Origin of the sequence: Acidovorax sp. FG27 (assembly GCF_040365715.1) — a bacterium.
GTDB lineage: Bacteria > Pseudomonadota > Gammaproteobacteria > Burkholderiales > Burkholderiaceae_C > Paracidovorax.
This window is the reverse complement of record NZ_BAABVY010000009.1, coordinates 122,010-142,395: the sequence shown is the minus strand read 5'-3', so window position 1 is coordinate 142,395 and position 20,386 is coordinate 122,010. Positions and strand designations below refer to the sequence as shown.

General features: G+C 69.8%; 22 protein-coding genes. 5 read left to right on the top strand and 17 right to left on the bottom strand.

Annotated elements, in window-relative coordinates:
- Positions 1 to 40: 40 nt before the first annotated feature.
- From mmsB to ABWV53_RS07550, 6 genes are all read right to left on the bottom strand, one after another.
- Entirely contained in the window at positions 41 to 940 is a 900-nt protein-coding gene (gene mmsB / locus ABWV53_RS07575; RefSeq protein WP_353364531.1) for a 3-hydroxyisobutyrate dehydrogenase, read from the bottom strand.
- A gap of 157 nt (positions 941 to 1,097) precedes the next feature.
- Positions 1,098 to 1,538 carry a TfoX/Sxy family protein gene (locus tag ABWV53_RS07570; protein ID WP_353364529.1) on the bottom strand — a complete coding sequence of 147 codons (441 nt, stop codon included), beginning with the start codon at positions 1,536 to 1,538 and terminating at the stop codon, positions 1,098 to 1,100.
- Complete coding sequence (locus ABWV53_RS07565; protein ID WP_353364527.1) at positions 1,539 to 2,111, bottom strand: MOSC domain-containing protein; 573 nt, start codon at positions 2,109 to 2,111, stop codon at positions 1,539 to 1,541.
- A gap of 86 nt (positions 2,112 to 2,197) precedes the next feature.
- Positions 2,198 to 3,364: an acyl-CoA dehydrogenase family protein gene (locus ABWV53_RS07560; protein WP_353364525.1), complete on the bottom strand. Its 1,167-nt coding sequence runs from the start codon at positions 3,362 to 3,364 to the stop codon at positions 2,198 to 2,200.
- A 58-nt stretch (positions 3,365 to 3,422) separates the two neighbouring features.
- On the bottom strand, positions 3,423 to 3,848 hold the full coding sequence (locus ABWV53_RS07555) for a lysozyme inhibitor LprI family protein (protein WP_353364523.1): 426 nt from the start codon (positions 3,846 to 3,848) through the stop codon (positions 3,423 to 3,425).
- A gap of 45 nt (positions 3,849 to 3,893) precedes the next feature.
- The gene (locus ABWV53_RS07550) at positions 3,894 to 5,417 is read right to left on the bottom strand and encodes a CoA-acylating methylmalonate-semialdehyde dehydrogenase (RefSeq protein WP_353364521.1); all 1,524 of its coding nucleotides are present in this window, start codon (positions 5,415 to 5,417) and stop codon (positions 3,894 to 3,896) included.
- Between the two features lie 143 nt (positions 5,418 to 5,560).
- Between ABWV53_RS07550 and ABWV53_RS07545 the strand changes: the two genes are divergently transcribed.
- On the top strand, positions 5,561 to 6,433 hold the full coding sequence (locus tag ABWV53_RS07545) for a LysR family transcriptional regulator (protein ID WP_353364519.1): 873 nt from the start codon (positions 5,561 to 5,563) through the stop codon (positions 6,431 to 6,433).
- A 204-nt stretch (positions 6,434 to 6,637) separates the two neighbouring features.
- On the opposite strand, the gene ABWV53_RS07540 is transcribed toward ABWV53_RS07545, so the two are convergent.
- From ABWV53_RS07540 to ABWV53_RS07515, 6 genes are all read right to left on the bottom strand, one after another.
- A complete protein-coding gene (locus ABWV53_RS07540) occupies positions 6,638 to 8,599 on the bottom strand; it encodes a hybrid sensor histidine kinase/response regulator (protein ID WP_353364517.1) in 1,962 nt (653 codons plus the stop codon).
- Positions 8,600 to 8,622: 23 nt separating this feature from the next.
- Complete coding sequence (locus ABWV53_RS07535; protein WP_502903885.1) at positions 8,623 to 9,549, bottom strand: sensor histidine kinase; 927 nt, start codon at positions 9,547 to 9,549, stop codon at positions 8,623 to 8,625.
- 77 nt (positions 9,550 to 9,626) lie between these two features.
- Positions 9,627 to 10,682, bottom strand: a complete 1,056-nt coding sequence (locus tag ABWV53_RS07530) for an ATP-binding protein (protein WP_353364515.1) — start codon at positions 10,680 to 10,682, stop codon at positions 9,627 to 9,629.
- Positions 10,673 to 11,077 carry an anti-sigma regulatory factor gene (locus ABWV53_RS07525; RefSeq protein WP_353364513.1) on the bottom strand — a complete coding sequence of 135 codons (405 nt, stop codon included), beginning with the start codon at positions 11,075 to 11,077 and terminating at the stop codon, positions 10,673 to 10,675. Before ABWV53_RS07525 ends, ABWV53_RS07530 begins: the two co-directional genes overlap by 10 nt.
- A complete protein-coding gene (locus ABWV53_RS07520) occupies positions 11,067 to 11,441 on the bottom strand; it encodes an STAS domain-containing protein (protein WP_353364511.1) in 375 nt (124 codons plus the stop codon). The genes ABWV53_RS07525 and ABWV53_RS07520 overlap by 11 nt, the downstream gene beginning before the upstream one ends.
- Before the next feature lie 36 nt (positions 11,442 to 11,477).
- Positions 11,478 to 12,320 carry an STAS domain-containing protein gene (locus tag ABWV53_RS07515; RefSeq protein ID WP_353364509.1) on the bottom strand — a complete coding sequence of 281 codons (843 nt, stop codon included), beginning with the start codon at positions 12,318 to 12,320 and terminating at the stop codon, positions 11,478 to 11,480.
- Positions 12,321 to 12,589: 269 nt separating this feature from the next.
- Between ABWV53_RS07515 and ABWV53_RS07510 the strand changes: the two genes are divergently transcribed.
- Positions 12,590 to 13,144: an EF-hand domain-containing protein gene (locus ABWV53_RS07510; RefSeq protein ID WP_353364507.1), complete on the top strand. Its 555-nt coding sequence runs from the start codon at positions 12,590 to 12,592 to the stop codon at positions 13,142 to 13,144.
- A 103-nt stretch (positions 13,145 to 13,247) separates the two neighbouring features.
- Here the strand turns inward: ABWV53_RS07510 and ABWV53_RS07505 are convergent, their stop codons facing one another.
- From ABWV53_RS07505 to ABWV53_RS07490, 4 genes are all read right to left on the bottom strand, one after another.
- Entirely contained in the window at positions 13,248 to 13,406 is a 159-nt protein-coding gene (locus ABWV53_RS07505; protein ID WP_353364505.1) for a DUF3309 family protein, read from the bottom strand.
- A 324-nt stretch (positions 13,407 to 13,730) separates the two neighbouring features.
- Positions 13,731 to 15,566, bottom strand: a complete 1,836-nt coding sequence (locus ABWV53_RS07500) for an ABC transporter ATP-binding protein (RefSeq protein ID WP_353366663.1) — start codon at positions 15,564 to 15,566, stop codon at positions 13,731 to 13,733.
- Positions 15,567 to 15,718: 152 nt separating this feature from the next.
- A complete protein-coding gene (locus tag ABWV53_RS07495; protein WP_353364503.1) occupies positions 15,719 to 16,408 on the bottom strand; it encodes a hypothetical protein in 690 nt (229 codons plus the stop codon).
- Between the two features lie 70 nt (positions 16,409 to 16,478).
- Entirely contained in the window at positions 16,479 to 16,949 is a 471-nt protein-coding gene (locus ABWV53_RS07490) for a CopD family protein (RefSeq protein WP_353364501.1), read from the bottom strand.
- Between the two features lie 201 nt (positions 16,950 to 17,150).
- Here ABWV53_RS07490 and ABWV53_RS07485 point away from each other — a divergent pair, with 201 nt between their 5' ends.
- The gene (locus ABWV53_RS07485) at positions 17,151 to 17,573 is read left to right on the top strand and encodes a cupin domain-containing protein (RefSeq protein ID WP_353364499.1); all 423 of its coding nucleotides are present in this window, start codon (positions 17,151 to 17,153) and stop codon (positions 17,571 to 17,573) included.
- 113 nt (positions 17,574 to 17,686) lie between these two features.
- Here the strand turns inward: ABWV53_RS07485 and ABWV53_RS07480 are convergent, their stop codons facing one another.
- Entirely contained in the window at positions 17,687 to 18,346 is a 660-nt protein-coding gene (locus ABWV53_RS07480; protein WP_353364497.1) for a glutathione S-transferase, read from the bottom strand.
- 200 nt (positions 18,347 to 18,546) lie between these two features.
- Between ABWV53_RS07480 and ABWV53_RS07475 the strand changes: the two genes are divergently transcribed.
- Together ABWV53_RS07475 and ABWV53_RS07470 are read left to right on the top strand one after the other, a co-directional pair.
- Positions 18,547 to 19,821, top strand: a complete 1,275-nt coding sequence (locus tag ABWV53_RS07475; protein ID WP_353364495.1) for a polyhydroxyalkanoate depolymerase — start codon at positions 18,547 to 18,549, stop codon at positions 19,819 to 19,821.
- Between the two features lie 218 nt (positions 19,822 to 20,039).
- Positions 20,040 to 20,336: an iron uptake protein gene (locus tag ABWV53_RS07470; RefSeq protein ID WP_353364493.1), complete on the top strand. Its 297-nt coding sequence runs from the start codon at positions 20,040 to 20,042 to the stop codon at positions 20,334 to 20,336.
- Positions 20,337 to 20,386: the final 50 nt, after the last annotated feature.

Here is a 20,386-nt window from a genome sequence, read left to right as displayed (position 1 = left end):
GCCCTGATGTTAGGGCCAAGCCCGCGCCGGCCGAGGCGCGTCAGCCCGCCTTTTTCTGCAGCGAGAAGACGATGCTGGAGAAGTCGAGCGCGCCGTGCCCTGCCAGGCTGTGCGACGCATAGAGGTTGCGGGCCAGCCCGCCCAGCGGCGTCGCGGCCTTCACGGCCATGGCGTTCTCCTGCGCCAGGCCCAGGTCCTTGAGCATCAGGTCGGTGCCGAAGCCGCCGGCGTACTGCTTGCTGGCGGGTGCGGCTTCCATCACGCCGGGCCAGGGGTTGTACTTCTCCAGTGCCCAGTTGCCGCCCGAGCTGCGGCGCATGATCTCGCTCAGCACCTTCGGGTCCAGGCCGTTGGCCACCCCCAGGGCGATGGCCTCGCTGGTGCCGGCCATCAGGATGCCCAGCAGCATGTTGTTGCAGATCTTGGCCGTCTGGCCCGCGCCCACCGCGCCCGCATGGAAGACGTTGGCGCCCATCTTCTCCAGCAAGGGGCGGGCGCGCTCCAGGTCGGTCGCCTCCGCGCCGACCATGAAGGTGAGCGTGCCGGCGATGGCGCCGCCCGTGCCGCCCGACACCGGCGCGTCGATGAAGGCGACGCCCCGGGCCCGGGCCGCCTCGGCCACCTTGCGCGACGTGGCCGCGGCGATGGTCGAGCAGTCGATCACCAGCGTGCCGGCGGGCAGCAGCGGCAGCAGGGCGGGCTGCGCCGCGCTGCCGAGGAACAGGGCGTCCACATGCTGACTGGCCGGCAGCATGCTGATCACCGCCTCGGCCCCCGCCGCGCAGGCGGCGGCGTCGGCGGCGATGCGCACGCCGTCCGCCGCCAGCTTGTCGCGGGCGGACTGGGAAAGGTCGAACGCGGTCACTTCGTGCCCCGCCTTGTGCAGATTCAGCGCCATGGGGCCGCCCATGTTGCCCAGGCCGATGAATGCGATTTTCATGGTGTCGTCTCCGTTGGTGGTTGGTCTACGAAAAATGCCAAAAATGGGTGATGCTATTTTTTTGATAGCTGTATGCCCAGGTCGGATAAGCGCCGGGGCCTGAAATGACTGTACGAACTGTCCGCGTTCACCGTGCCGGCGGCGGGCTGCGTGCGCATCAGTCGTCCGCCTCGAAGATGCTGTGGCGCCCGGCCCGGGCGGGGGAGGGCACCGGCGCAGGCGCCGGGCCGCGCCTGCGGCGTGGCGAGGCCTTGGCGCGCGGGTTGTAGGCCAGGGCTTCATCGAGCCAGAACGTCCACTGCGCCCGCGTGGCGTAGCCGTTCGGCTCCACCCAGAAGTAGCCCTGCATGCCGCCGCTGGGCGACAGCTCCCGCGTGCCCTGCATCTCCTGGAACTCGCCGTGCCGCTCGGGCGGCAGGCGCACCAGCAGCTCGCCCTCCTTCACGCCGATGCAGAGCTTGCCGTCCACGAAGAACGCCCAGCAGCCGAACAGCCGGCGCTCCTCGACGTCGCCGCGGTGCGCCAGCGCGGCGCCCACGGCGGCGATCAGCTGCAGGGTGGCGTCGGCCAGGGTGTCGGGGAAGGGGCGGGCAGGCACTTACACGCACTCCATGGCGCGGTGCGGAGGGGCGGGCAGGCGCAGCTCGACGCCATCGCCGCCCGCAATGGGGCCGCCCTGCAGCACCACCGCCATCACACCGGTCTTGCGCACCAGGTTGCCGGCGGCGTCCCGGTCCAGGGTGGCGGCCATCAGCCCGCGCTGGAAGCGGTCGATCTGGCTGCAGGGGTTGCGCAGGCCGGTGAGCTCCAGCACCGGTCCCTGGGCGAAGTGCAGGCGCGTGCCCACGGGCAGGGCGATCAGGTCGTCCCACCGCAGGCCGGGGGCGCTTTGCAGCGTGACGTTCTCGCCCAGCTCGCCCGCGGCCACGACGAAGCCGCGCTCCAGCAGGTGGTCCAGCAGCGCGGCGCTGATGAGGTGCACCTGCCGCAGGTTCGGCTGGTCGGGTTGGACCTTGGCCCGCGAACGGTGCTGCACCGTGCGGCCGTGATGGGCGTCGCCCACCACGCCCAGTCCTGCTTCCAGCACGATGGAGGGCACCGGCTCCTTGGAGAAGCGATGCTCGCTGTCGCGGTGCACCGCCAGCACCGTGGTTTGCAGTGGAGGGCTCATCGAGGATCCAGTCGAAAAGGTATCAAAACAGGCTTGAGCGCCCGTATTTACTGGGCCTGATGCTATTGAGTTCATAGCTCCTGACGTCAACGGATGGCCTGCGGCGCATCGGCCTCCAGCATGCGGCGGGCGATGATGACCCGCATGATCTCGTTCGTGCCTTCCAGGATCTGGTGCACGCGGGCATCGCGCAGCAGGCGCTCCAGCGGGTATTCGCGGATGTAGCCGTAGCCGCCGTGCAGCTGCAGCGCCTCGTTCACCACCGTGAAGCCGGCGTCGGTGGCGAAGCGCTTGGCCATGGCGCAGTAGGTGGAGGCGTCGCGCGCGCCCGCGTCCAGCTTGGCGGCAGCCAGCCGCACCATCTGGCGCGCTGCGACCAGCTCGGTCGCCATGTCGGCCAGCTTGAACTGCAGCGCCTGGAAGCTCGCCAGCGTCTTGCCGAACTGTTTGCGGTCCTGCAGGTACTGCTGCGCCGCCTGCAGCGCGCCTTGCGCAGCGCCCACCGAGCAGGTGGCGATGTTTATGCGCCCGCCGTCCAGCCCCTTCATGGCGATCTTGAAGCCCTCGCCCTCGGCGCCCAGCAGGTGGTCGGCCGGGATGCGCGCGTTGTCGAAGCTGATGGTGCGGGTGGGCTGGCTGTTCCAGCCCATCTTCTCTTCCTTCTTGCCGTAGTGGATGCCGGGCGTGTCGGCCGGCACGGCGAAGGCGCTGATGCCGCCGGCGCCGGAATCGGGCCCGCCCGTGCGGGCCATGAGCACTAGCACGTCGGTGGCGCCGGCGCCGCTGATGAAGGCTTTCGATCCGTTGATGACGTATTCGTCGCCGTCGCGCTCGGCCCGGGTCTTGAGCGAGGCCGCGTCCGAGCCGGCGCCGGGTTCCGTCAGGCAATAGCTGGCGAGCTTTTCGCCGCTGGCGAGCAGCGGGCCCCAGTGGCCGCGCACCGCGTCGGTGGCCCAGGTGCCGAGCATCCACGTCGCCATGTTGTGGATGGTGATGAAGGCAGTGGTGGAGGGGTCGACGGCGGCCATCTCCTCGAACACCAGCGTGGCGTCGAGCCGGGGCAGGGCGAGGCCGCCCGCGTTCTCGGGCGCATAGAGGCCGCAGAAACCCAGCTCTCCGGCCTTGGCGATGGCCGCGCGCGGGAAGGTGCCCGCCGCGTCCCACTCGGCCGCATGCGGCGCCAGTTCGGCCTGGGCGAACGCCCGGGCGGTATCGGCGAAGGCGCGTTGTTCCTCGGTCAGCTCGAAATCCATGGTGCTTGTCTCTCCGGCTTGTCGTTGTGGGGGGCGCTCATCCCGCATCGCCCATGGCTCATTGCGGCCGGGCGGAGGGGTGGTCCAGCGTCAGCCACCGCATCAGGCCCCGGCGGCGCGCTTCGGTCTCTGCGGTCAGGCACTCGTGATAGAGCCGCGGCCCTTCGGGCTGGGCCTCCGCGCCGCGCGTGGCCTGCTTGCAGCGTGTGACGCGCTCGCGCTGCCAGGCCGACTGCTCCTGCCGCAGCTGCGGCCGCTCGTGGGCGGACAGCGCCCGCATCACGTCGCCGTAGAGGATGGCAATGGCGGTATCGGCCTGCTGCCAGGCCTGCACGGCGCAGGCGTTGGTCTCGGCCACGGTGCCGCCGGCCTGGCAGGCGGCGCCCGCCTGGGCGTGGGCGTGGGCCGCGCACAGCAGCACCACGAGGCCGATCGCCGGCCTGGCGAGCCAGGGCGACGGGTACGTGCTCTTGAAAGGGTTCATCCCCTGCTTGTACCACCGCGCCCGGGCCCGGCCCGGGTCGGCGCGTCACTTCAGGCTGATGGTCGTGTTCACGCCGTGGGAAACGGTGCTGTCGTCGAACCACCGCGCCGTCACCGTCTTGGTCTGCGTGTAGAACAGCACCACCTGCTTGCCGTACGGGCCCAGGTCGCCCAGCTTGGAGGCGCGCGAGCCGGAGAACGAGAACAGGGGCACCGGCACGGGGATCGGCACGTTGATGCCCACCTGGCCCACGTCGATCTCCTCCTGGAACTTGCGTGCCGCCGCGCCCGACTGCGTGAAGATGGCGGTGCCGTTTCCGTTCGGGTTGGCGTTGATGAAGCGAATGGCTTCATCGATGTCCGCCGCCGCGCCCAGGCAGAGCACGGGGCCGAAGATTTCCTGGTCGTAGATGCTCATGCCGGGCTTCACGCCGCTGAACACCGTGGGGCCGACGAAGTTGCCGCTTTCGTACCCAGGCACCTGCGGCTTGCGGCCGTCCAGTTCCAGCGTGGCGCCGTCGGCGATGCCGCGCTCGATGAGGCTCTCGACGCGTTCCTTGGCCGCGCACGAGACCAGCGGGCCCACGTCCGTGCCTTTTTCCGTGCCGCCGCTCACCTTGAGCGTCTTCGCCTTGGCGACCAGGTCGGGAATCCACTGCTGCGCCTCGCCCACCAGCACCACCACCGACAGCGCCATGCAGCGCTGGCCGGCCGCGCCGAAGGCCGCGCCCGCCAGGGCGTTGAGCGTCTGCTCCTTGTTCGCGTCGGGCAGCACGATGGCGTGGTTCTTCGCGCCCATCATGCATTGCACCCGCTTGCCGTTCAGGCTGGCGCGGTTGTAGACGTGCGTGCCGACCTTGGTCGAGCCCACGAAGCTGATCGCCTTGATGTCCGGGTGGTCGCAGATCGCGTTCACCGCGTCCTCGCCGCCGTGCACCACGTTCAGCACGCCGGGCGGAATGCCGGCCTCCAGCGCCAGTTCACAGAGGCGCATGGTGACCATCGGGTCCTGCTCGGAGGGCTTGAGCACGAAAGTGTTGCCCGTGGCGATGGCCATCGGGAACATCCAGAGCGGGATCATCGCCGGGAAGTTGAACGGCGTGATGCCCGCGCACACGCCCAGCGGCTGCATCAGCGTATAGGTGTCGACACCGCTCGCCACGTTGTTGGCCAGCTCGCCCAGCTGCAGGTTGCCGATGGCGCTGGCGTGCTCCACCACCTCCAGGCCACGGAACACGTCGCCTTCCGCATCGGGCAGGGTCTTGCCCTGCTCGGCCGTCAGCATCGCGGCCAGCTCGCCCATGTTCTCGCGGATCAGCTGCTGCAATTTGAGGAAGATGCGCGAGCGCGCGCCGATCGGCGTCTTCTTCCAGGTCTTGAACGCTTCCTTGGCCGATGCGACGGCCGCGTCGATCTCATCCGGCGTGGCGAAGGGCACGCGGGCCAGCACCTCTTGCGTGGCGGGATTCACCACGTTGCGCCACTGCGTGGTCTTGGATTCGACGAGCTGGCCGCCGATCAGCAGCTTGACGGTGGGCGCCAGCACGGCGGTGGACTGGGGTGCGTTCATGGGCGGTGTCTCCGTTGGAATAGGTTGTGGGTGGCCGCAGAGGAAGGGCCGGCGAACGGTGCATCGTAGTTGTGCGAAATTGCTGGGGCAATACACAATCACGCACTCCGGCTTTGCGTTTTTGCACGGATCAACGAGGCACCATGGACTGGGACAACCTGCGCTATTTTCTGGAACTGGCCCGTTCGGGCACGCTGGCCGCTGCCGCCCGCCGCACCGGGGTCGAGCACACGACGGTGGCGCGCCGCATCCAGGCGCTGGAAAAGCAGATGGGCGCGACGCTGTTCGCCCGCGAGGCCGGCGGCCACCGCCTGACCGAGGCAGGCCGCCAGCTGCTCCCCGCCGTCGAGGCCATGGAAACGGCCGTGCTGGGCGTGAACCACGCCGCGCCCGACCCCCGCGGCGGCCCGACCGGCGTGGTCCGCGTGGGGGCGACGGAGGGTTTCGGCACCCTGGTGCTGGCGCCGCACCTGGCACGGCTCACGCAGCAGTACCCGGGCCTCGCCATCGACCTGCTGGCGCTGCCGCGCATGCTGCACCTGAGCCGGCGCGAGGCCGACATCGTCATCTCGCTGGAGCGGCCCACGCGCGGATCCGTCATCGTCACCCGGCTGGCGGACTATGCGCTGCACCTCTACGGCCAGCGCGAATACCTGGCCCGCCGCCCGCTGATCCGCACCCGGGACGACCTGCGCCACCATGCCTTCGTGAGCTATGTGGACGACCTGCTCTTCACCAAGGAGCTGCAGTTCCTCGACGCATTGCACCCGCCCGAGCGCTTCGCGTTCCGCAGCACCAGCATCACCGCGCAGTACGAGGCCGTGCGCGCCGGGGCAGGGCTGGCGGTGCTGCCCGCCTTCATCGCCGACAAGGACCCGGTGCTGTCTCGGGTGCTGGGCGAGGAAGCGACTTTCACCCGCACGTTCTGGATGAGCATGCCCGCGGAGGCCAAGCACCAGGCGCGGTTTCAGGCGGTGTGGGGGGCGCTGAAGGAAGTGGCGGCGCAGATGCCATAAGGGTCTGGCGCGCTCGCTGCCCGTGGCCGTGTCGGCTACTGCACCCCCCGTTGTTCGCGGACACGCTTCAAGCCTCGGCTTGAAACCATCTGCCAATTGCTGGAAAGCGTCGTTGGCTCATGCACCAAGTGACACAGCTCCAAGCGCTTGACTGGGCTGGGCGTGTCCGAGGCCACCCTGCGGCTGGCTCTGTCGCCGGCAGCGTCACACCAGCAGCTGCAGCAGCCGATGCGGCTGCAGCGGCTTGCCCAGGTGGGCGTCGAAGCCGGCGGCCAGGGCGCGCTCGCGGTCCTGCGGGCGGGCGAAGGCGGTGAGGGCGACCGAGCGCAGCCGTGTGGTGCGGCCGGCGGCGGCCTCCCGTTCGCGGACGGCCGCGATCAGCTGGTAGCCGTCCTTGCCGGGCAGGCCGATGTCGCTGACCAGCAGGTCGGGCCACCGGCGGTCGATCTCCCGCAGGGCGTCGTCGTAGTTGTCCACCGAGCGCACACGTGCGCCCTGGTCCGTGAGCACGATGTTCAGCATTTCGCTGGTGTCCACGTTGTCCTCCACCACCAGGATGTCCTTGTCCTGCAGGCGCAGGCCGTTGCCGTCGTCGATGAGGCCGGCTTCGGACCCCTGGGTGTCCGCCCCTGCGGCCTGCTCGTCCGGGGCCACCAGCAGGTGCGCGCGCATGGTGGTGCCGTGACCGAGTCCGGCGCTTTCGGCCTGGATCGCGCCGCCGTGCAGCTCGACCAGGTGCCTGACGATGGAGAGCCCCAGGCCCAGGCCGCCATGCAGGCGGTTGTTGGGCGGGCCGCTCTGCGTGAAGCGGCCGAAAAGGTGGGGCAGGAATTCCGGGGCGATGCCCATGCCTTCGTCCTGCACCACCATGTGCAGCTCGTCCCCATCGCGCGAGAGCGACAGGCGCACGGTGCTGCCGGCTTCGGAGAACTTGATCGAGTTGGTCACCAGGTTCCAGACGATCTGCTGGAAGCGGGTGGCGTCCAGCCAGGCGGGCGTGCTGGCGTTGTGCCGCTCCAGCATGATGTTCACCTTCTTGGCGTCCGCCGTCTCGCGAACGGCGTCCAGCGAGATCAGCGCCAGCTCGACCGGGTCGGCCCACTCGCGGTGCAGGCGCAGCTTGCCTGAGGCGAGGCGCGACACGTCGAGGATGTCCGAGATGATGCGGCTTTGCGCCTGCACGCCGCGTTCGATGGCGCTGATGCCGCGCGCCAGCATGTCGGGCGTGACGCCCGGGCGCTTGAGCATGTGCGCCCAGCCGGTAATGAGCGTGAGCGGCGTGCGCAGCTCGTGCGAGAGCACCGCGACGAAGTCGTCCTTGGTGCGGCTGTGGCGCTCGGCCAGTACGCGGGCGGCCTGTTCGCGCTCGAGCACCTCCTCGCGGCGGCGTTCGAATTCGATGCGTTCGGACAGGTCCCGCGCGATGCCGATGCGCACGCCCGGCTCCACCGCGTCCGACATGCTCCAGTCCAGCAGCAGCTCCTGGCCGTCGGCCCGCAGCAGCGGCAATTCGCCGTGCCAGGCGGCGGCGGTGGGCGCGGCGGTGCGCTCGCGCACGAACTCCTGCCAGGCGGGTGCCGCGAGCGACGCCACCGCCTGGCCCACCAGCGCCGTGCGCGGGCGCTGCAGCAGGCTGCAGGCGGCGGGGTTCACGTCGGTGAAATGGCCGCTCTCGTCGATCAGCATCATGGCGACGGGCGCCTGGTCGTAGATCACGCTGAAGCGGGTCTGGCTGCTGCGCAGGCGGTCTTCGGCCATGCGCGCGCGAATGAGCGCCTGCAGCGTCGCGATGAGCAGCGGCGGCTCCACCGGATGTACCATGTAGGCGTCGGCGCCCGCGTTCAAGCCGGCCACGCGGTGCTCGCTCTGCACGTAGGCGGCCGACAGGTGCACCACCGGGATGAGGCTGGTGCGCGGGTTGCCGCGCAGGGCGCGGCAGACGTCGAAGCCGCTCATGTCCGGAAGGTGCACGTCCAGCACCACGGCGGCCACGCCGCCCTGGGCCATGCTGATGGCGGCGCCGCCGCTGTCGGCCTCTTCGGTCAGGAAGCCGGCGGCGCGGATCACCCGCGCGGTGGAATAGCGGGTGGCGGGGTTGTCGTCCACGACCAGCACGGTGTGCCGGCCGCGGTCGATGGTGGGAGCGATGATTCCGGAAAGCGGCATGCTGGTGGCTGTCTCTGGGCGTGTCATGCCGACGCGGGCTGATCGGTCTGCCGCGGCGGCACGGCGGGTGCATCGGCGCTGCCGGCGGTGGTGTGGGCGGAGGTGCCGGCGGACCCGGCTGGCTCGCCACCCTGCAGCCGCACCGGCACGGTCACGGCGAACTCGGAGCCCGCGCCCAGGGTGCTGTTCACCGACACGTGGCCGCCCAGGAGCGTGGCCAGCTGCCGCGACAGCGCCAGCCCCAGGCCGGAGCCGCGCAGCCGCTTCTGGATGGGCGAGCCCACCTGCGAGAAATCGTTGAAGAGCGAGCCGAGATGTTCGGGCGCGATGCCGATGCCCGTGTCGGCCACGGCGAAGCGCACCCGGTCGCCGTCTTCCAGCCGCACCGACACCCGCACCTCGCCCTGGGGCGTGAACTTGAGCGCGTTGGAGATAAAGTTGCGCAGGATCTGCGAGAGCTTGCGGTCGTCGGTGTAGAGGCGCGGCAGGCCCACCGGCTCTTCGAAAACGAGGTTGAGCTGGTGGTTGTCCAGCACCGGCTTGAACATGCCGCGCAGCGCGGAAAAGAGATCGACCATCTCGAACCATTCGGCCGAGATGTCGAGGCGGCCGGCCTCGATGCGGGCCAGGTCGAGCAGGTCGTCCACCATGTCGGAGAACTCCTCGGCCGTGCCCTGCACGAAGCGCACCTGCACCTCCTGCTCGGGCGTGAGCGGCCCGTCCACCCGGTCCAGCAGCAGCCGTGTGATGCTGCGGATGGCGCCGATGGGCGTTCGGAACTCGTGGCTCATGTACGAGAGGAAGCGGCTCTTGAGCTCGGTCGCCTCCTTCAATTGCGTGGCCTGCTCGTCGAGTTCCGCATAGAGCGCGACCACGCCCCGGTTGGTTTCTTCGAGTTCGGCGCGCAGGGCCTCGGCTTCGGCGCGGCTTTGGTCCAGCAGGGCGCGCAGCGCGGCGGCGTCCAGGCCTTCGCCGTCGACTGCGGCGGCAGGGGCGGCGGCGGGAGTGTGGGGCAGGGGTTGGTCGATCACGACGGTTCCTCTTGTTTCAGTACCACCACGGTGGCGTCGTCTCGGCCGCGCAGCTGGTTCCACACCAGGGCAGCGGCCAGGAGGGCCGGGTCGCGCGGCATCAATGGCGCCAGCGCGGAAGCGGGCCAGCGGGACGCGATGCCGTCGGTATGCACCAGCATCATGGCATGGGCCGGCAGCTCCTGCGTGCTGGGCTCGGCCCGCCGCAGCTGCACGCCGGCCGTGCCATGCGGGGTGAGCATGCCCTTGTCGTACACCCCCGACATGACCCGGCCGAGGATGTTGCCCGCACCGGTGAAGCGCAGCGGCTCGCCGGGGTCGGCCCGCAGCAGGAAGAGCGCCGCGCCCCGCGTGCCGCCCAGGCCACGGTCCAGCGCTTGCAGCAGCGCCGGCAACGGGGCGAAAGGGTCTTGCGCGAAGCGGGCCAGGGCCGCGTCGGACGCCGCCGCCGCCTCCGGCCCATGGCCCAGGCCGTCGCTGACCAGCAGCGTCAGGCGGTCGTGGCGGGGGCGGGCGGTGAGGGAGCCTTCGCCGGCCGGGACGCCTTCCAGCGCCAGCGCCCAGCCGTCGCCGCACACGGTTTCGCCCGGTGCGGCCAGGCGCACCGCGCCCAGCCGGACGCCCAGCGCCGGCTGCGCCACGCCCTCGGGCCGCACCCGGGCCAGCACCAGCGTGCCCTGGGGGGAGGAATGCACGTCGAAGTCGCTGGCCATGCGGCGCACGGCGCCCAGGCCCGTGCCCGGCGACCCGGAACCGGTGGAGACGCCGTCGGTCAGCGACCGCTGCACGTCGACCATGCCCGGGCCCTTGTCCAGCGCGATCACCTCCACCTCGCGCCAGGCCGGCTTGAAGGCGATCCACAACTGGCCCTGCACCGCGTGGCGCAGCAGGTTGGTGCCCAGCTCGGTCACCACCAGCGACAGGCGTCCGGCGTCCTCGTCGGGCCAGCCCCAGTCGGCGATGGCCTGCGCGCAGTGGCGCCGCGCCTCGCCCACGCAGGTGGCGTCGCCCATGGCGAACGCACGGTGCGACCAGCCGGTGATCACTTCCACTTGGTGATGCTCACGCAGGTGCCCTGGCCCGGGGCGGAATCGATCATGAAGTCGTTGACCAGGCGCTTGCTGCCGGGAAGCCCCAGGCCCATGCCGGACTTGGAGGTGTAGCCGTCGGTCATGGCCATGGCGATGTCGGCGATGCCGGGCCCTTCGTCCTCGAAGTGCAGGCGCAGGCCCTGGCGCATGCCGGCCTCCACCAGCTCCCACCGCATGCGGCCGCCGCCGCCGTGGATGAGCGTGTTGCGCGACAGCTCGCTGGCGGCGGTGACCATCTTGGTCTGGTCCACCAGCGACAGCTTCAGCGTCTGGCACAGCGTTCGCACCGTCTGCCTGGCGGCGACGATGTGCTGCTCGGAGGCGAGCGGCAGCGTCCCCGCGCGCTCAGCGGACACCGTGGGCCTCCGCCTCGCTGCGGCGCAGCAGCTCCATGCCGCGCTCGACGTTCAGCGCGGTCTTCACACCATCGAGCGACAGGCCCAGCTCCACCAGCGTGATCGCCACGGCCGGCTGCATGCCGACCACCACCGTGGTGGCCGACAGGATGCGGGCGATGCCCGAAATGCTCGCCAGCATGCGGCCGACGAAGGAATCAACGATCTCCAGCGCCGAGATGTCGATCATCACGCCGCTGGCGCCGGTCTGCGCGATGCGCTCGGCCAGATCGTCCTGCAGCGCCATGGCGGTCTGGTCCTGCATGTCCACCTGAATGGTGACCAGCAGCGTCTTGCCCATGCGAAGAATTGGAACGCGGTCCATGGTGTTGCCCCTAGCCTCTCGTGGTGGCGCTGTCGGTCAGTCGGCGCGGCGGGCGACGTGCCAGCCGGTGCGGTGCAGCGCCACGCGCAGGGCGTCGGCCAGCGTGGCCTTGGTGCCTATGCCGTCCAGGTCGATGCCCAGGTGCACGATGGTCTGCGCGATCTGCGGGCGGATGCCGCTGATGATGCAGTCCGCGCCCATCAGGCGGATGGCGGTGACGGTCTTGAGCAGATGCTGCGCGACCAGCGTGTCGACCGTGGGCACGCCCGTGATGTCGATGATGGCCAGTTCGGCCTCGGTCTCGACGATGCGCTGCAGCAGCGTTTCCATCACCACCTGGGTGCGGTTGCTGTCCAGGGTGCCGATCATCGGCACCGCCAGCACGCCGTCCCAGAGCTTGACGACCGGGGTGGACAACTCCAGCAGCTCTTCCTGCTGGCGCACGATGATTTCCTCGCGCACCTGCTGGAAGCTCGTGACCGTGTGCTGCGCCATGCGATCCACCAGCACCGTGGCCGACCAGATGGCGTCCATCAGCTCCTGCGGCTGGGCCATCAGCCGCTTTTGCAGCGCCGAGAACAGCGGGCGCTTGAGCGCCAGCACGAACACGCTGGTGGCGCCCGCGTTCTGGCCCTGGGCCGCACGTGCCCGGGAGAAATCGCTCAGCACCTGCTGCAGGCCGGCCCACTCACGGCCGCCGAAATTGCCGGGCTGAGCCCCTGCGTCGAGGGCGCGGGAGAGCGCGGTCAGGATCTCGGAGGCCTCGCCCTGCGCGCTGCGGCCGAGGCCCGCATCGCTGGCGCGGGCTTCGCCCAGCCACAACTGCAGCAACGCGGCCGGGTCTTCTGTGCGCAGGACGTCTTGGATGTGCGTGGTCATAAATAAAGAAAAGCAAAGGAGGAGGGGGCTGCGGCGGGGTGGCGGCCTGCCACGCGCCCCGCGCCGGGAAGGAGAACCACGCTGCCTAGACAGGCGGGACGATTGTAGGACGCGTAACCAAGCGTTTCTGCCGGGAGAAGCCGCCGACATGGGCGGATAAACCCTTTCTGTTCCCCCTATCGGAAAGCGCCGCTTCTCCTAAGCTGGCGGCTTCTCGCCGGCGGCCCGTTGTGCCGCCGGCTTCATCTCGCTCGAGGAGGCCGCACGCCATGACTCCCCTGATTTCCGGCATCGCTTCGGTGGCATCGCTGCTGCTCAACGTCAGCAAGGCATCGGCCAGCGCCAGCCCTTCGGCCGACGAGGCGGCGGTCAAAGAGACCCCCGCGCCGTCGTCGCGCGTGACCCTGAGCGCGCAGGCGCAGCAGGCCATGCTGGCCGCGGGGCAGGGCGTGCGGGTCGACGCGCTGCCGTCGGGCGTGTCGCCGGCCGATGCGCGGCGGTCGGTCTCCACCGCCGACTTCCGCGAGTTGCTGGGCCAGTTCGGCGCCACCGAAAGCGAGCAGGCCACGCTAGCGGCCGGCTTCGACGCCGACAAGGACGGCAGCGTCAGCGCCGACGAATTCCTGCAGGGCCTGGCCCGGGCGGGAGCGGCGGCGGATCCGGCGGCCGGGGCTACCACTGCGGGCCCGGGCGGCGAAGCGTTCACGCAGTCGCTGCTGCAACTGCTCGACCGCCAGGGGCAGGCCAACGGCGTGGTGAGCCAGGCCGAGCTGGCCGGGCTCACCACGGCGTTCGCCGGCGTGCAGGCGCTGCGCAGGGGGTGACGGCGGCGGCGCGCCGCGTGCCGGCCCCGCCCACGCAAAAACGGCGCCCTGGGCGCCGTTTCCACCAGCAGCGGGCGGCTCGGGCCGCCCCGCCGGACTTGCATCAGATCCTGCCCATCAGCAGCAGCACCAGCAGGATCACCACCACCAGGCCGACGCCGCCGCTGGGACCGTAACCCCACGAACGGCTGTGACCCCAGGTCGGCAGCACACCCACCAGGATGAGGATGAGGACGATGAGCAGCAGCAGGGAGATCGACATGGTTGGTTCCTTCGTTGTTGTGATTCAGCCCGCTGCGCAGGACGACGCTGCGGGTCGGCGACATGCCTGGCTGCATTCTTCAAGCCGCTGGCATGCGGGTTCGCAGGCGGCGCACGGACGCCCCTGTCAGGCTTTTCCGACAGGCCGCGTGGGGCGCGGCGGAGCGGGGTCGGATGGGGCGGGCCGGGTTTGCTATGAAATAAATAGCTGCATACGCTTTTAATGCAAGCGCTGGCGGCCGATTTGACCCTCGAAGGGGTCGCAGGCCCGTGGCGGCCGGTGGTCCCGCAGTTGCGGATCGCGCCTCGGGCCTGGGAGGGCGCGTCAGTCCTCTTCGGTCTCGCCCAAGAAGCCACCGCTCTGGTGGCCCCAGAGGCGGGCATAGACACCGCCCCGCGCCAGCAGTTGCGCGTGCGTGCCTTCCTCGATCACGCGGCCGGCGTCCAGCACGATCAGCCGGTCCATCGCCGCGATGGTCGAGAGGCGGTGGGCGATGGCGATCACGGTCTTGCCCTGCATCAGTCCGTCCAGGCTTTGCTGGATCGCGGCCTCCACCTCGGAGTCGAGTGCGCTGGTGGCCTCGTCCAGCAGGAGGATCGGCGCGTCCTTCAGCATCACCCGGGCGATGGCCACCCGCTGGCGCTGGCCGCCCGAGAGCTTGACGCCGCGCTCGCCCACCTGGGCGTCGTAGCCGCTGCGGCCCTGCAGGTCGGTCAGCGACTCGATGAAGCCGGTCGCCTCGGCCCGGCGGGCGGCGGCGTGCAGGTCGGCCTCGGTCGCGTCCGGCCGGCCGTAGAGGATGTTGTCGCGCATCGAGCGGTGCAGCAGGGAGGTGTCCTGCGTCACCATGCCGATGTGCTGGCGCAGGCTGTCCTGCGTGACGTGGGCGATGTCCTGACCGTCGATCAGGATGCGCCCGCCCTGCACGTCGTGAAAGCGCAGCAGCAGGTTCACCAGCGTGGACTTGCCCGCGCCCGAACGGCCGATGAGGCCGATCTTCTCGCCCGGGCGGATGGTGAGCGTCAGGTCGTCGATGACCGGCCTGCTGTCTTGGTAGCCGAAGCGCACGTTCTCGAACCGCACCTCGCCCTGCGTCACCTGCAGCGGGCGGGCGTGCGGCGCATCCAGCACCGTGCGCGGCTTGGTCAGGGTGTTGATGCCGTCCTGGATAGTGCCCACGCTTTCGAACAGGGTGGTCATCTCCCACATCACCCAGTGCGCGTGGCCCGACACCCGCAGCGCCATGGCGGTGACCGCGGCCACCGCGCCTGCGCCCACCTCGCCCCGCGACCAGAGCCAGAGCGCCATGCCGCCCGCGCCCAGCATCATGGCGACGACGAGGGTGTGGTTGACGATCTCGAAGCGGCTCACCAGCCGCATCTGCGCATAGCCCGTCTGCTTGAACGCGTCCATGGCCGAGCGGGCGAATTCCGCCTCGCGCCGCGTGTGCGAGAAGAGCTTCACGGTGGCGATGTTGGTGTAGGCGTCGGTGATGCGCCCGGTCATCACCGAGCGCGCGTCGGCCTGCGCCTTGCCGACGCGGCCCAGCCGGGGCACGAAGTACCAGCAGGCGAGCCCGTAGCAGACGATCCAGACCGCGAAGGGCACCAGCAGCCGCGGGTCGAACCCGGCGGCCAGCGCCAGGATGGTGACCAGGTACACGCCCATGCCGATCATCACGTCGGTGGTGGTGAAGATCATGTCGCGCACGGCCAGCGCGGTCTGCATGATCTTGGTGGTGATGCGGCCGGCGAATTCGTCGGCGTAGAAGGCCATGCTCTGGCCCAGCATCAGCCGGTGGAAGTTCCAGCGCAGGCGCAGGGGGAAGTTGATGGCCAGCGCCTGGTGCTTCACACCCGTCTGCACGGCCACCAGGCCGATGCTGGCCACCAGCATGGCGACGATCCAACCCAGCAGCGTGCCGCGTTCCTGCCAGAACTGCGCGGGCGCCGTGTCGCCGATCCAGTCCACCAGCCGGCCCAGCACGGCGAAGAGCAGGGCTTCGTACACCGCGATGGCGGCCGACATGCCGGCCATGGCCGCCACGTAGCCGCGCACACCCCGCGTGCCGGCCCAGACGAACGCCATGAAATCCTTCGGCGGAACGACCGGCTCGCCGGCGGGGTAGGGGGGGACGCGGTTTTCGAAGTAGCGGAACAACACGGTGCAAGGACTCCTGGGCAGCCGGCGATGGTACGGCGGGGCGGGGCGGCGCGTCGGGCGCGCCGGTCAAAGCCCTATGGAGACGCCGCGGCGGGCGGCCTATGGAGACGCCACGGCGGGCGGCCTATGGAGACGCCACGGCGGGCGGCCTATGGAGACGCCACGGCGGGCGGATACACCACCGTGATGCGCGGCACCTGCTTCACGCCCGGCTGACGGGCCAGGAAGTCGGCCAGGAAGTGGGTCAGGCTCTTTTCGCAGAGCGCCACCACGGCCGGGTCGGCCGCCATGGCCGCGCCCTGGGCCTGCGCCCGGCGCGCGGCCTCTTGCTGCAGGCGGATGACGGCGGCCTTCTCGTCGGTCAGCAGCCCGCCCGACAGCACCCGGTGGCGCAACTGCGTCACCGCCGGCGTCGCCACCAGGGCGGGGCGGGCCAGGTGCACTTCCAGGCCCCGGGGCGTGTCCTTCAAGGTGTAGCTGCCCGGGCGCAGGTCCCAGCCGAAGGCGTATTCGGCGGTATAGGAGATCGCCACCACGCCGGCCGAGGCAAAGCCCAGAACCGACTTTTCCACGATCTGCGTGGTGCTCTCCTCGCGCACCACGGTCGCCGTCAGCAGCTTCATCTGCTCGGCCAGCGTGCTCTGCCCGGCGGCCAGATAGGTCGTGTAGCGGGTGTAGCCCAGCAGCTCGCCTTGCGTGGTGACCACCTGCCGCTGCAGCGCCGCCACCTCGCCCATCGCCGCACGCAGCCGCGACTGCATCCACCAGCCGCCCGCCAGCGCGGCCAGCAGGGCCAGCGCCAGCGTGGTGACGAGCAGGGAGGCGTTGCGCGGTCTCATCGACGTCTTTTTGCTATTGAAATGATAGCTGTATGCGCTGGTGTATCAAGCGCCCGGGGCACATTCGGGCTCACAAAGGCAGCACGGCCGCCGCCACGGTGGCCACGCCCAGTGCCAGATTCACGCCCACCCAGGTGCGGATCGACGCCAGCGCGCGCCCGCCCGCCGCCCAGTCGCCGGCCTCGGTCGCCACGCGCAGCCGCTTGTACAGCGCGAAGCGGATGTGGCCGAAGATGGCGATCATGACCAGCCCGAGCGTGGCCATCACCGTCCACGACAGCGGCATGGCGAAGGAGCCGCCGACCTGCACGGTGGCCTTGGCCACGCGGCCGATCATCCAGAGGCCCGAGGCCAGAACCGCGGTCGCCGCCACGGCCACGGCCGTGAAGAACCGCCGCAGCACGGCCTGCATCAACGGCACGCGCACGGCGGGCTCCAGCGCCATCGCGGCCGGCCGCAGGAACCAGTGCGCGAAGACCATGCCGCCGATCCAGACGATGGCGGCCAGGAGGTGGGCGAGCTTGAGCAGGGCGTAGAGCATGGGTGGGGCGTGGGCGTGACGGTGGGCGCCACCTTAACAGCAGCCCTGGGGGCGGCCCGAATCCCCGTCCTTCGACGGTGATTTTGGGTGCAACTGGTCGCGGATCCTGGGGCCTCGCCAAGCCCGATCTGCCAGATGGGGTGGGAACGGTTCATGCTTGGTGTTGCAGCGCAACATCTCGAAAACCTGCAGGAGGGCACCATGCTGGATCGCACCAAGACCGAGTTTTCCCATATCAAGACCGAAGACGTCGCGTGGAAGGGGGGCGGGTTGCGCGACTTCTTCCTCTACCGCGACCTCGGCATCGCCGGGGCGACGCATGGCAAGGTGATCGCGCACCTGGTCAAGGCCAACATGGCACCGGAAACGGGCACGGGCTGGCACCGGCATGAGGCGGAATTCCAGATCGTCATCATGACCAAGGGCTGGGCGCGCTTCATGTACGAGGACAAGGAAACCCTGGTGCAGGCCGGCGACGTGGTGCACCAGCGCCCCGGCATCCGCCATTACCTGTTCGACTACTCGCCCGACATGGAGTACCTGGAGATCGTCTCGCCCGCCGACTTCAAGAGCGTGGACGTCGATCCGGTGTGTGACGTGCCCGCGCCCACGCCCTGGAAGTGACCGCTTGGCCGGGGCCGTGCGCAGGGCGCCGGGGCAGGGCTTTGCGAACCCGGACCTGCCTGTGCGCGCTGGCCTCTCCCCCTGAATGCGGTGTGGTGCAGCGATGAAAACCGTCAAAACTCCGCTTCGAGTTCGTCGATCTCGTCGGGCTCCTGCATCGCGGCGGCCACCCATTCCTGCATGGCGGGCAGCGCCATGATGCGTGCGCAGTACGCCGCGCACTCGGCATCGAGCGCCACGTCGTACGTCCGGAAGCGCGTCACCACGGGTGCGTACATCGCGTCGGCCATGCAAGGCTTGGCGCCGAAGAGGTAAGGCCCGCCATACGCCTGCAGGCATTCCCGCCAGATCGCCACCACCCGGTCGATGTCGGACTGCGCCCGGGACCACACCTTGAAGCCCTTGAAGTGCGCCTTGAGGTTCATGGGCAGCGAGCCGCGCATCGCGCTGAAGCCCGAATGCATCTCGCCGCACACCGCCCGGCAGTGCGCCCGGGCCTTGATGTCGGCGGGCAGCAGGCCGGCCTTGGGCTTGATCTCGTGCAGGTACTCGCCGATGGCCAGGGTGTCCCACACCTTCATGCCGTTGTGCTGGAGCGCCGGCACCAGCATGCTCGACGACAGCAGCAGGATCTCCGCCTTCATCGCGGCGTCGTCGGGCGGAATGACGTGCTCGTCGAAGTCCAGACCCGAAAACCGAGCCATCAGCCAGCCGCGCAATGCCCATGCGCCGTAGTTCTTGCTGCTGATCGTGAGAACCGCCTTGGTGGCCATCGATACGCTCCTGGTGAGACCGGAAGAACCGCCCACGGACCGTCACGCGGCCGCGGGGAAGGTGCGGCGTTCCAGCAAGCGCCATGCCAGTGCCGGTGGCCACCGCCTCGCAGGCGATTTGCCGAGTGGCCTGGAGACTGGCCCGTAATTTGCCTTAGCGCTGCCATCCACGACACGGCGTTGTTTGACGCAAGACTTCCATGCTGTATCACGCCTACCAGCTCCAGTCCGACCTGACGTCCCCATTGCGCCTCCTGGCGCAGGGCGGCAGCGCGGCCCTGTCCACCCAGCTGGCCTGCGCAGGCCTCTTCACGCAGTTCGCCGGCCCGGGCCGGCTGCCCGTGCCCCGGGGCGCCGCCAGCCTCCGCAAGACCGCTGCAGCGCTGGAGGTGTTCTCGCGCATGCGCCTCACCCACAGCCGGCCCGGATACGGCATCCGCTCGGTGGTGTCGAGCGGGCAGGAGGTGCCGGTGACGGAGGAGGTGGCCATGAAGACCCCGTTCGGCACCCTGCTGCACTTCCGCAAGGACATGCCCCCGGGCAGCCCCAGCCAGCCGCCGGTGCTGCTGGTGGCGCCGCTGTCGGGCCACTTCGCCACGCTGCTGCGCGACACCCTGCGCACGCTGCTGCAGGACCACGACGTCTACATCACCGACTGGCACAACGCCCGCGACGTGGGCCTCGCGCAGGGCGCCTTCGGGCTGGACGACTACATCGGCCACATGATCCGGTTCCTGCAGGCCATGGGCCCGGGCGCCCATGTGGTGGCCGTGTGCCAGCCCTGCGTGGCCGCGCTGGCCGCCACCGCCGTGATGGCCGAGGACGACGACCCCGCCCAGCCGCGCAGCCTGACCCTGATGGCCGGGCCGGTGGACTGCCGCGTCAACCCCACCAGCGTCAACACCCTGGCCACCAGCAAGCCCATCGAATGGTTCGCCAGCAACCTCATCAGCCACGTGCCGCTGCCCCACGCCGGCTTCATGCGCCGCGTGTACCCCGGCTTCCTGCAGCTCACCGCCTTCATGAGCATGAACCTGGAGCGCCACAAGAAGTCCTTTCAGGACATGTACCAGCATCTCGCGGACGGCAACCACGAGGCGGCCGGCACCATCGCCCAGTTCTACGACGAGTACCTGGCCGTCAATGACCTGCCTGCCGAGTTCTACCTGGAGACGGTGGAAAAGGTCTTCCAGACCTTCGACCTGCCCCGTGGCGTGCTGAGCTACCGGGGGCGCACCATCGTTCCGGCGGCCATCCGCCGCACGGCCCTGCTCACCGTGGAAGGCGAGAGCGACGACATCTGCTCCGTCGGCCAGACCGTGGCGGCGCAGGACCTGTGCAAGAGCATCCGCCCCTACATGAAGACCCACCACGTGCAGGTGGGGGTGGGGCACTACGGCGTCTTCAGCGGCCGCAAGTGGAACCAGCAGATCTACCCGCGGGTGCGGGAGGTGATCCACGCCAGCATGGGCTGATGCCCGGCGGCCCGGCCAGCGCCCCCCGGCCGCAGCCTGCGGTGCGGAATCCCCTCTCTGCGGCATGCTATTGAAAAAATAGCTGTAGGCGTCCTATGCATCAGCGGTTGACGCCGCTTTCATGCCCAGGCCGGGCGGGACGGGGCCGTCCCTCGCACAGGTGTGGCCTCGCCGTGGTTGGCATAATGCAAATCAATCCTATTTTCACCACACTGCTCATGGCCACCAGTGATGTCCCGCGCCTTCAGATCGTCTCGCGCATCGCCGCCGGAATGCTGGGCGGCTACGCCTTCACCTGGGGGTTCATCGCGCTATCGATCGGGCTGCTGTTCGCGGCGCGCCTGGAGTTCCACGACGCCGAGGCCCTGGCGACGATCCTGGGCTTCATCGTCTTCCTGGCGGCCTTTCTCTGGGCCTTCGGTGCGGCCAGCGTCGGGCGCGTGTGGCTGGTGCTGGCTGGCGGCGGCGCGCTGATGGCCGGCGCGGCATCGCTCGTGCAGAGCGCCATTCTCTGACGCTGGCATGCCCGGTGCGCGGCCAGCGCCCTGGGTCGACGACATGCCGT

Bases quoted from the DNA above. Each gene is read 5' to 3' on its own strand.
- ABWV53_RS07470 (WP_353364493.1), top strand. From the start codon at position 20,040: ATGGCCACCAGTGATGTCCCGCGCCTTCAGATCGTCTCGCGCATCGCC.
- mmsB (WP_353364531.1), bottom strand. From the start codon at position 940: ATGAAAATCGCATTCATCGGCCTGGGCAACATGGGCGGCCCCATGGCG.
- ABWV53_RS07485 (WP_353364499.1), top strand. From the start codon at position 17,151: ATGCTGGATCGCACCAAGACCGAGTTTTCCCATATCAAGACCGAAGAC.
- ABWV53_RS07475 (WP_353364495.1), top strand. From the start codon at position 18,547: ATGCTGTATCACGCCTACCAGCTCCAGTCCGACCTGACGTCCCCATTG.
- ABWV53_RS07565 (WP_353364527.1), bottom strand. From the start codon at position 2,111: ATGAGCCCTCCACTGCAAACCACGGTGCTGGCGGTGCACCGCGACAGC.
- ABWV53_RS07480 (WP_353364497.1), bottom strand. From the start codon at position 18,346: ATGGCCACCAAGGCGGTTCTCACGATCAGCAGCAAGAACTACGGCGCA.
- ABWV53_RS07510 (WP_353364507.1), top strand. From the start codon at position 12,590: ATGACTCCCCTGATTTCCGGCATCGCTTCGGTGGCATCGCTGCTGCTC.
- ABWV53_RS07490 (WP_353364501.1), bottom strand. From the start codon at position 16,949: ATGCTCTACGCCCTGCTCAAGCTCGCCCACCTCCTGGCCGCCATCGTC.
- ABWV53_RS07545 (WP_353364519.1), top strand. From the start codon at position 5,561: ATGGACTGGGACAACCTGCGCTATTTTCTGGAACTGGCCCGTTCGGGC.
- ABWV53_RS07555 (WP_353364523.1), bottom strand. From the start codon at position 3,848: ATGAACCCTTTCAAGAGCACGTACCCGTCGCCCTGGCTCGCCAGGCCG.
- ABWV53_RS07505 (WP_353364505.1), bottom strand. From the start codon at position 13,406: ATGTCGATCTCCCTGCTGCTGCTCATCGTCCTCATCCTCATCCTGGTG.
- ABWV53_RS07540 (WP_353364517.1), bottom strand. From the start codon at position 8,599: ATGCCGCTTTCCGGAATCATCGCTCCCACCATCGACCGCGGCCGGCAC.
- ABWV53_RS07520 (WP_353364511.1), bottom strand. From the start codon at position 11,441: ATGGACCGCGTTCCAATTCTTCGCATGGGCAAGACGCTGCTGGTCACC.
- ABWV53_RS07495 (WP_353364503.1), bottom strand. From the start codon at position 16,408: ATGAGACCGCGCAACGCCTCCCTGCTCGTCACCACGCTGGCGCTGGCC.
- ABWV53_RS07560 (WP_353364525.1), bottom strand. From the start codon at position 3,364: ATGGATTTCGAGCTGACCGAGGAACAACGCGCCTTCGCCGATACCGCC.
- ABWV53_RS07515 (WP_353364509.1), bottom strand. From the start codon at position 12,320: ATGACCACGCACATCCAAGACGTCCTGCGCACAGAAGACCCGGCCGCG.
- ABWV53_RS07550 (WP_353364521.1), bottom strand. From the start codon at position 5,417: ATGAACGCACCCCAGTCCACCGCCGTGCTGGCGCCCACCGTCAAGCTG.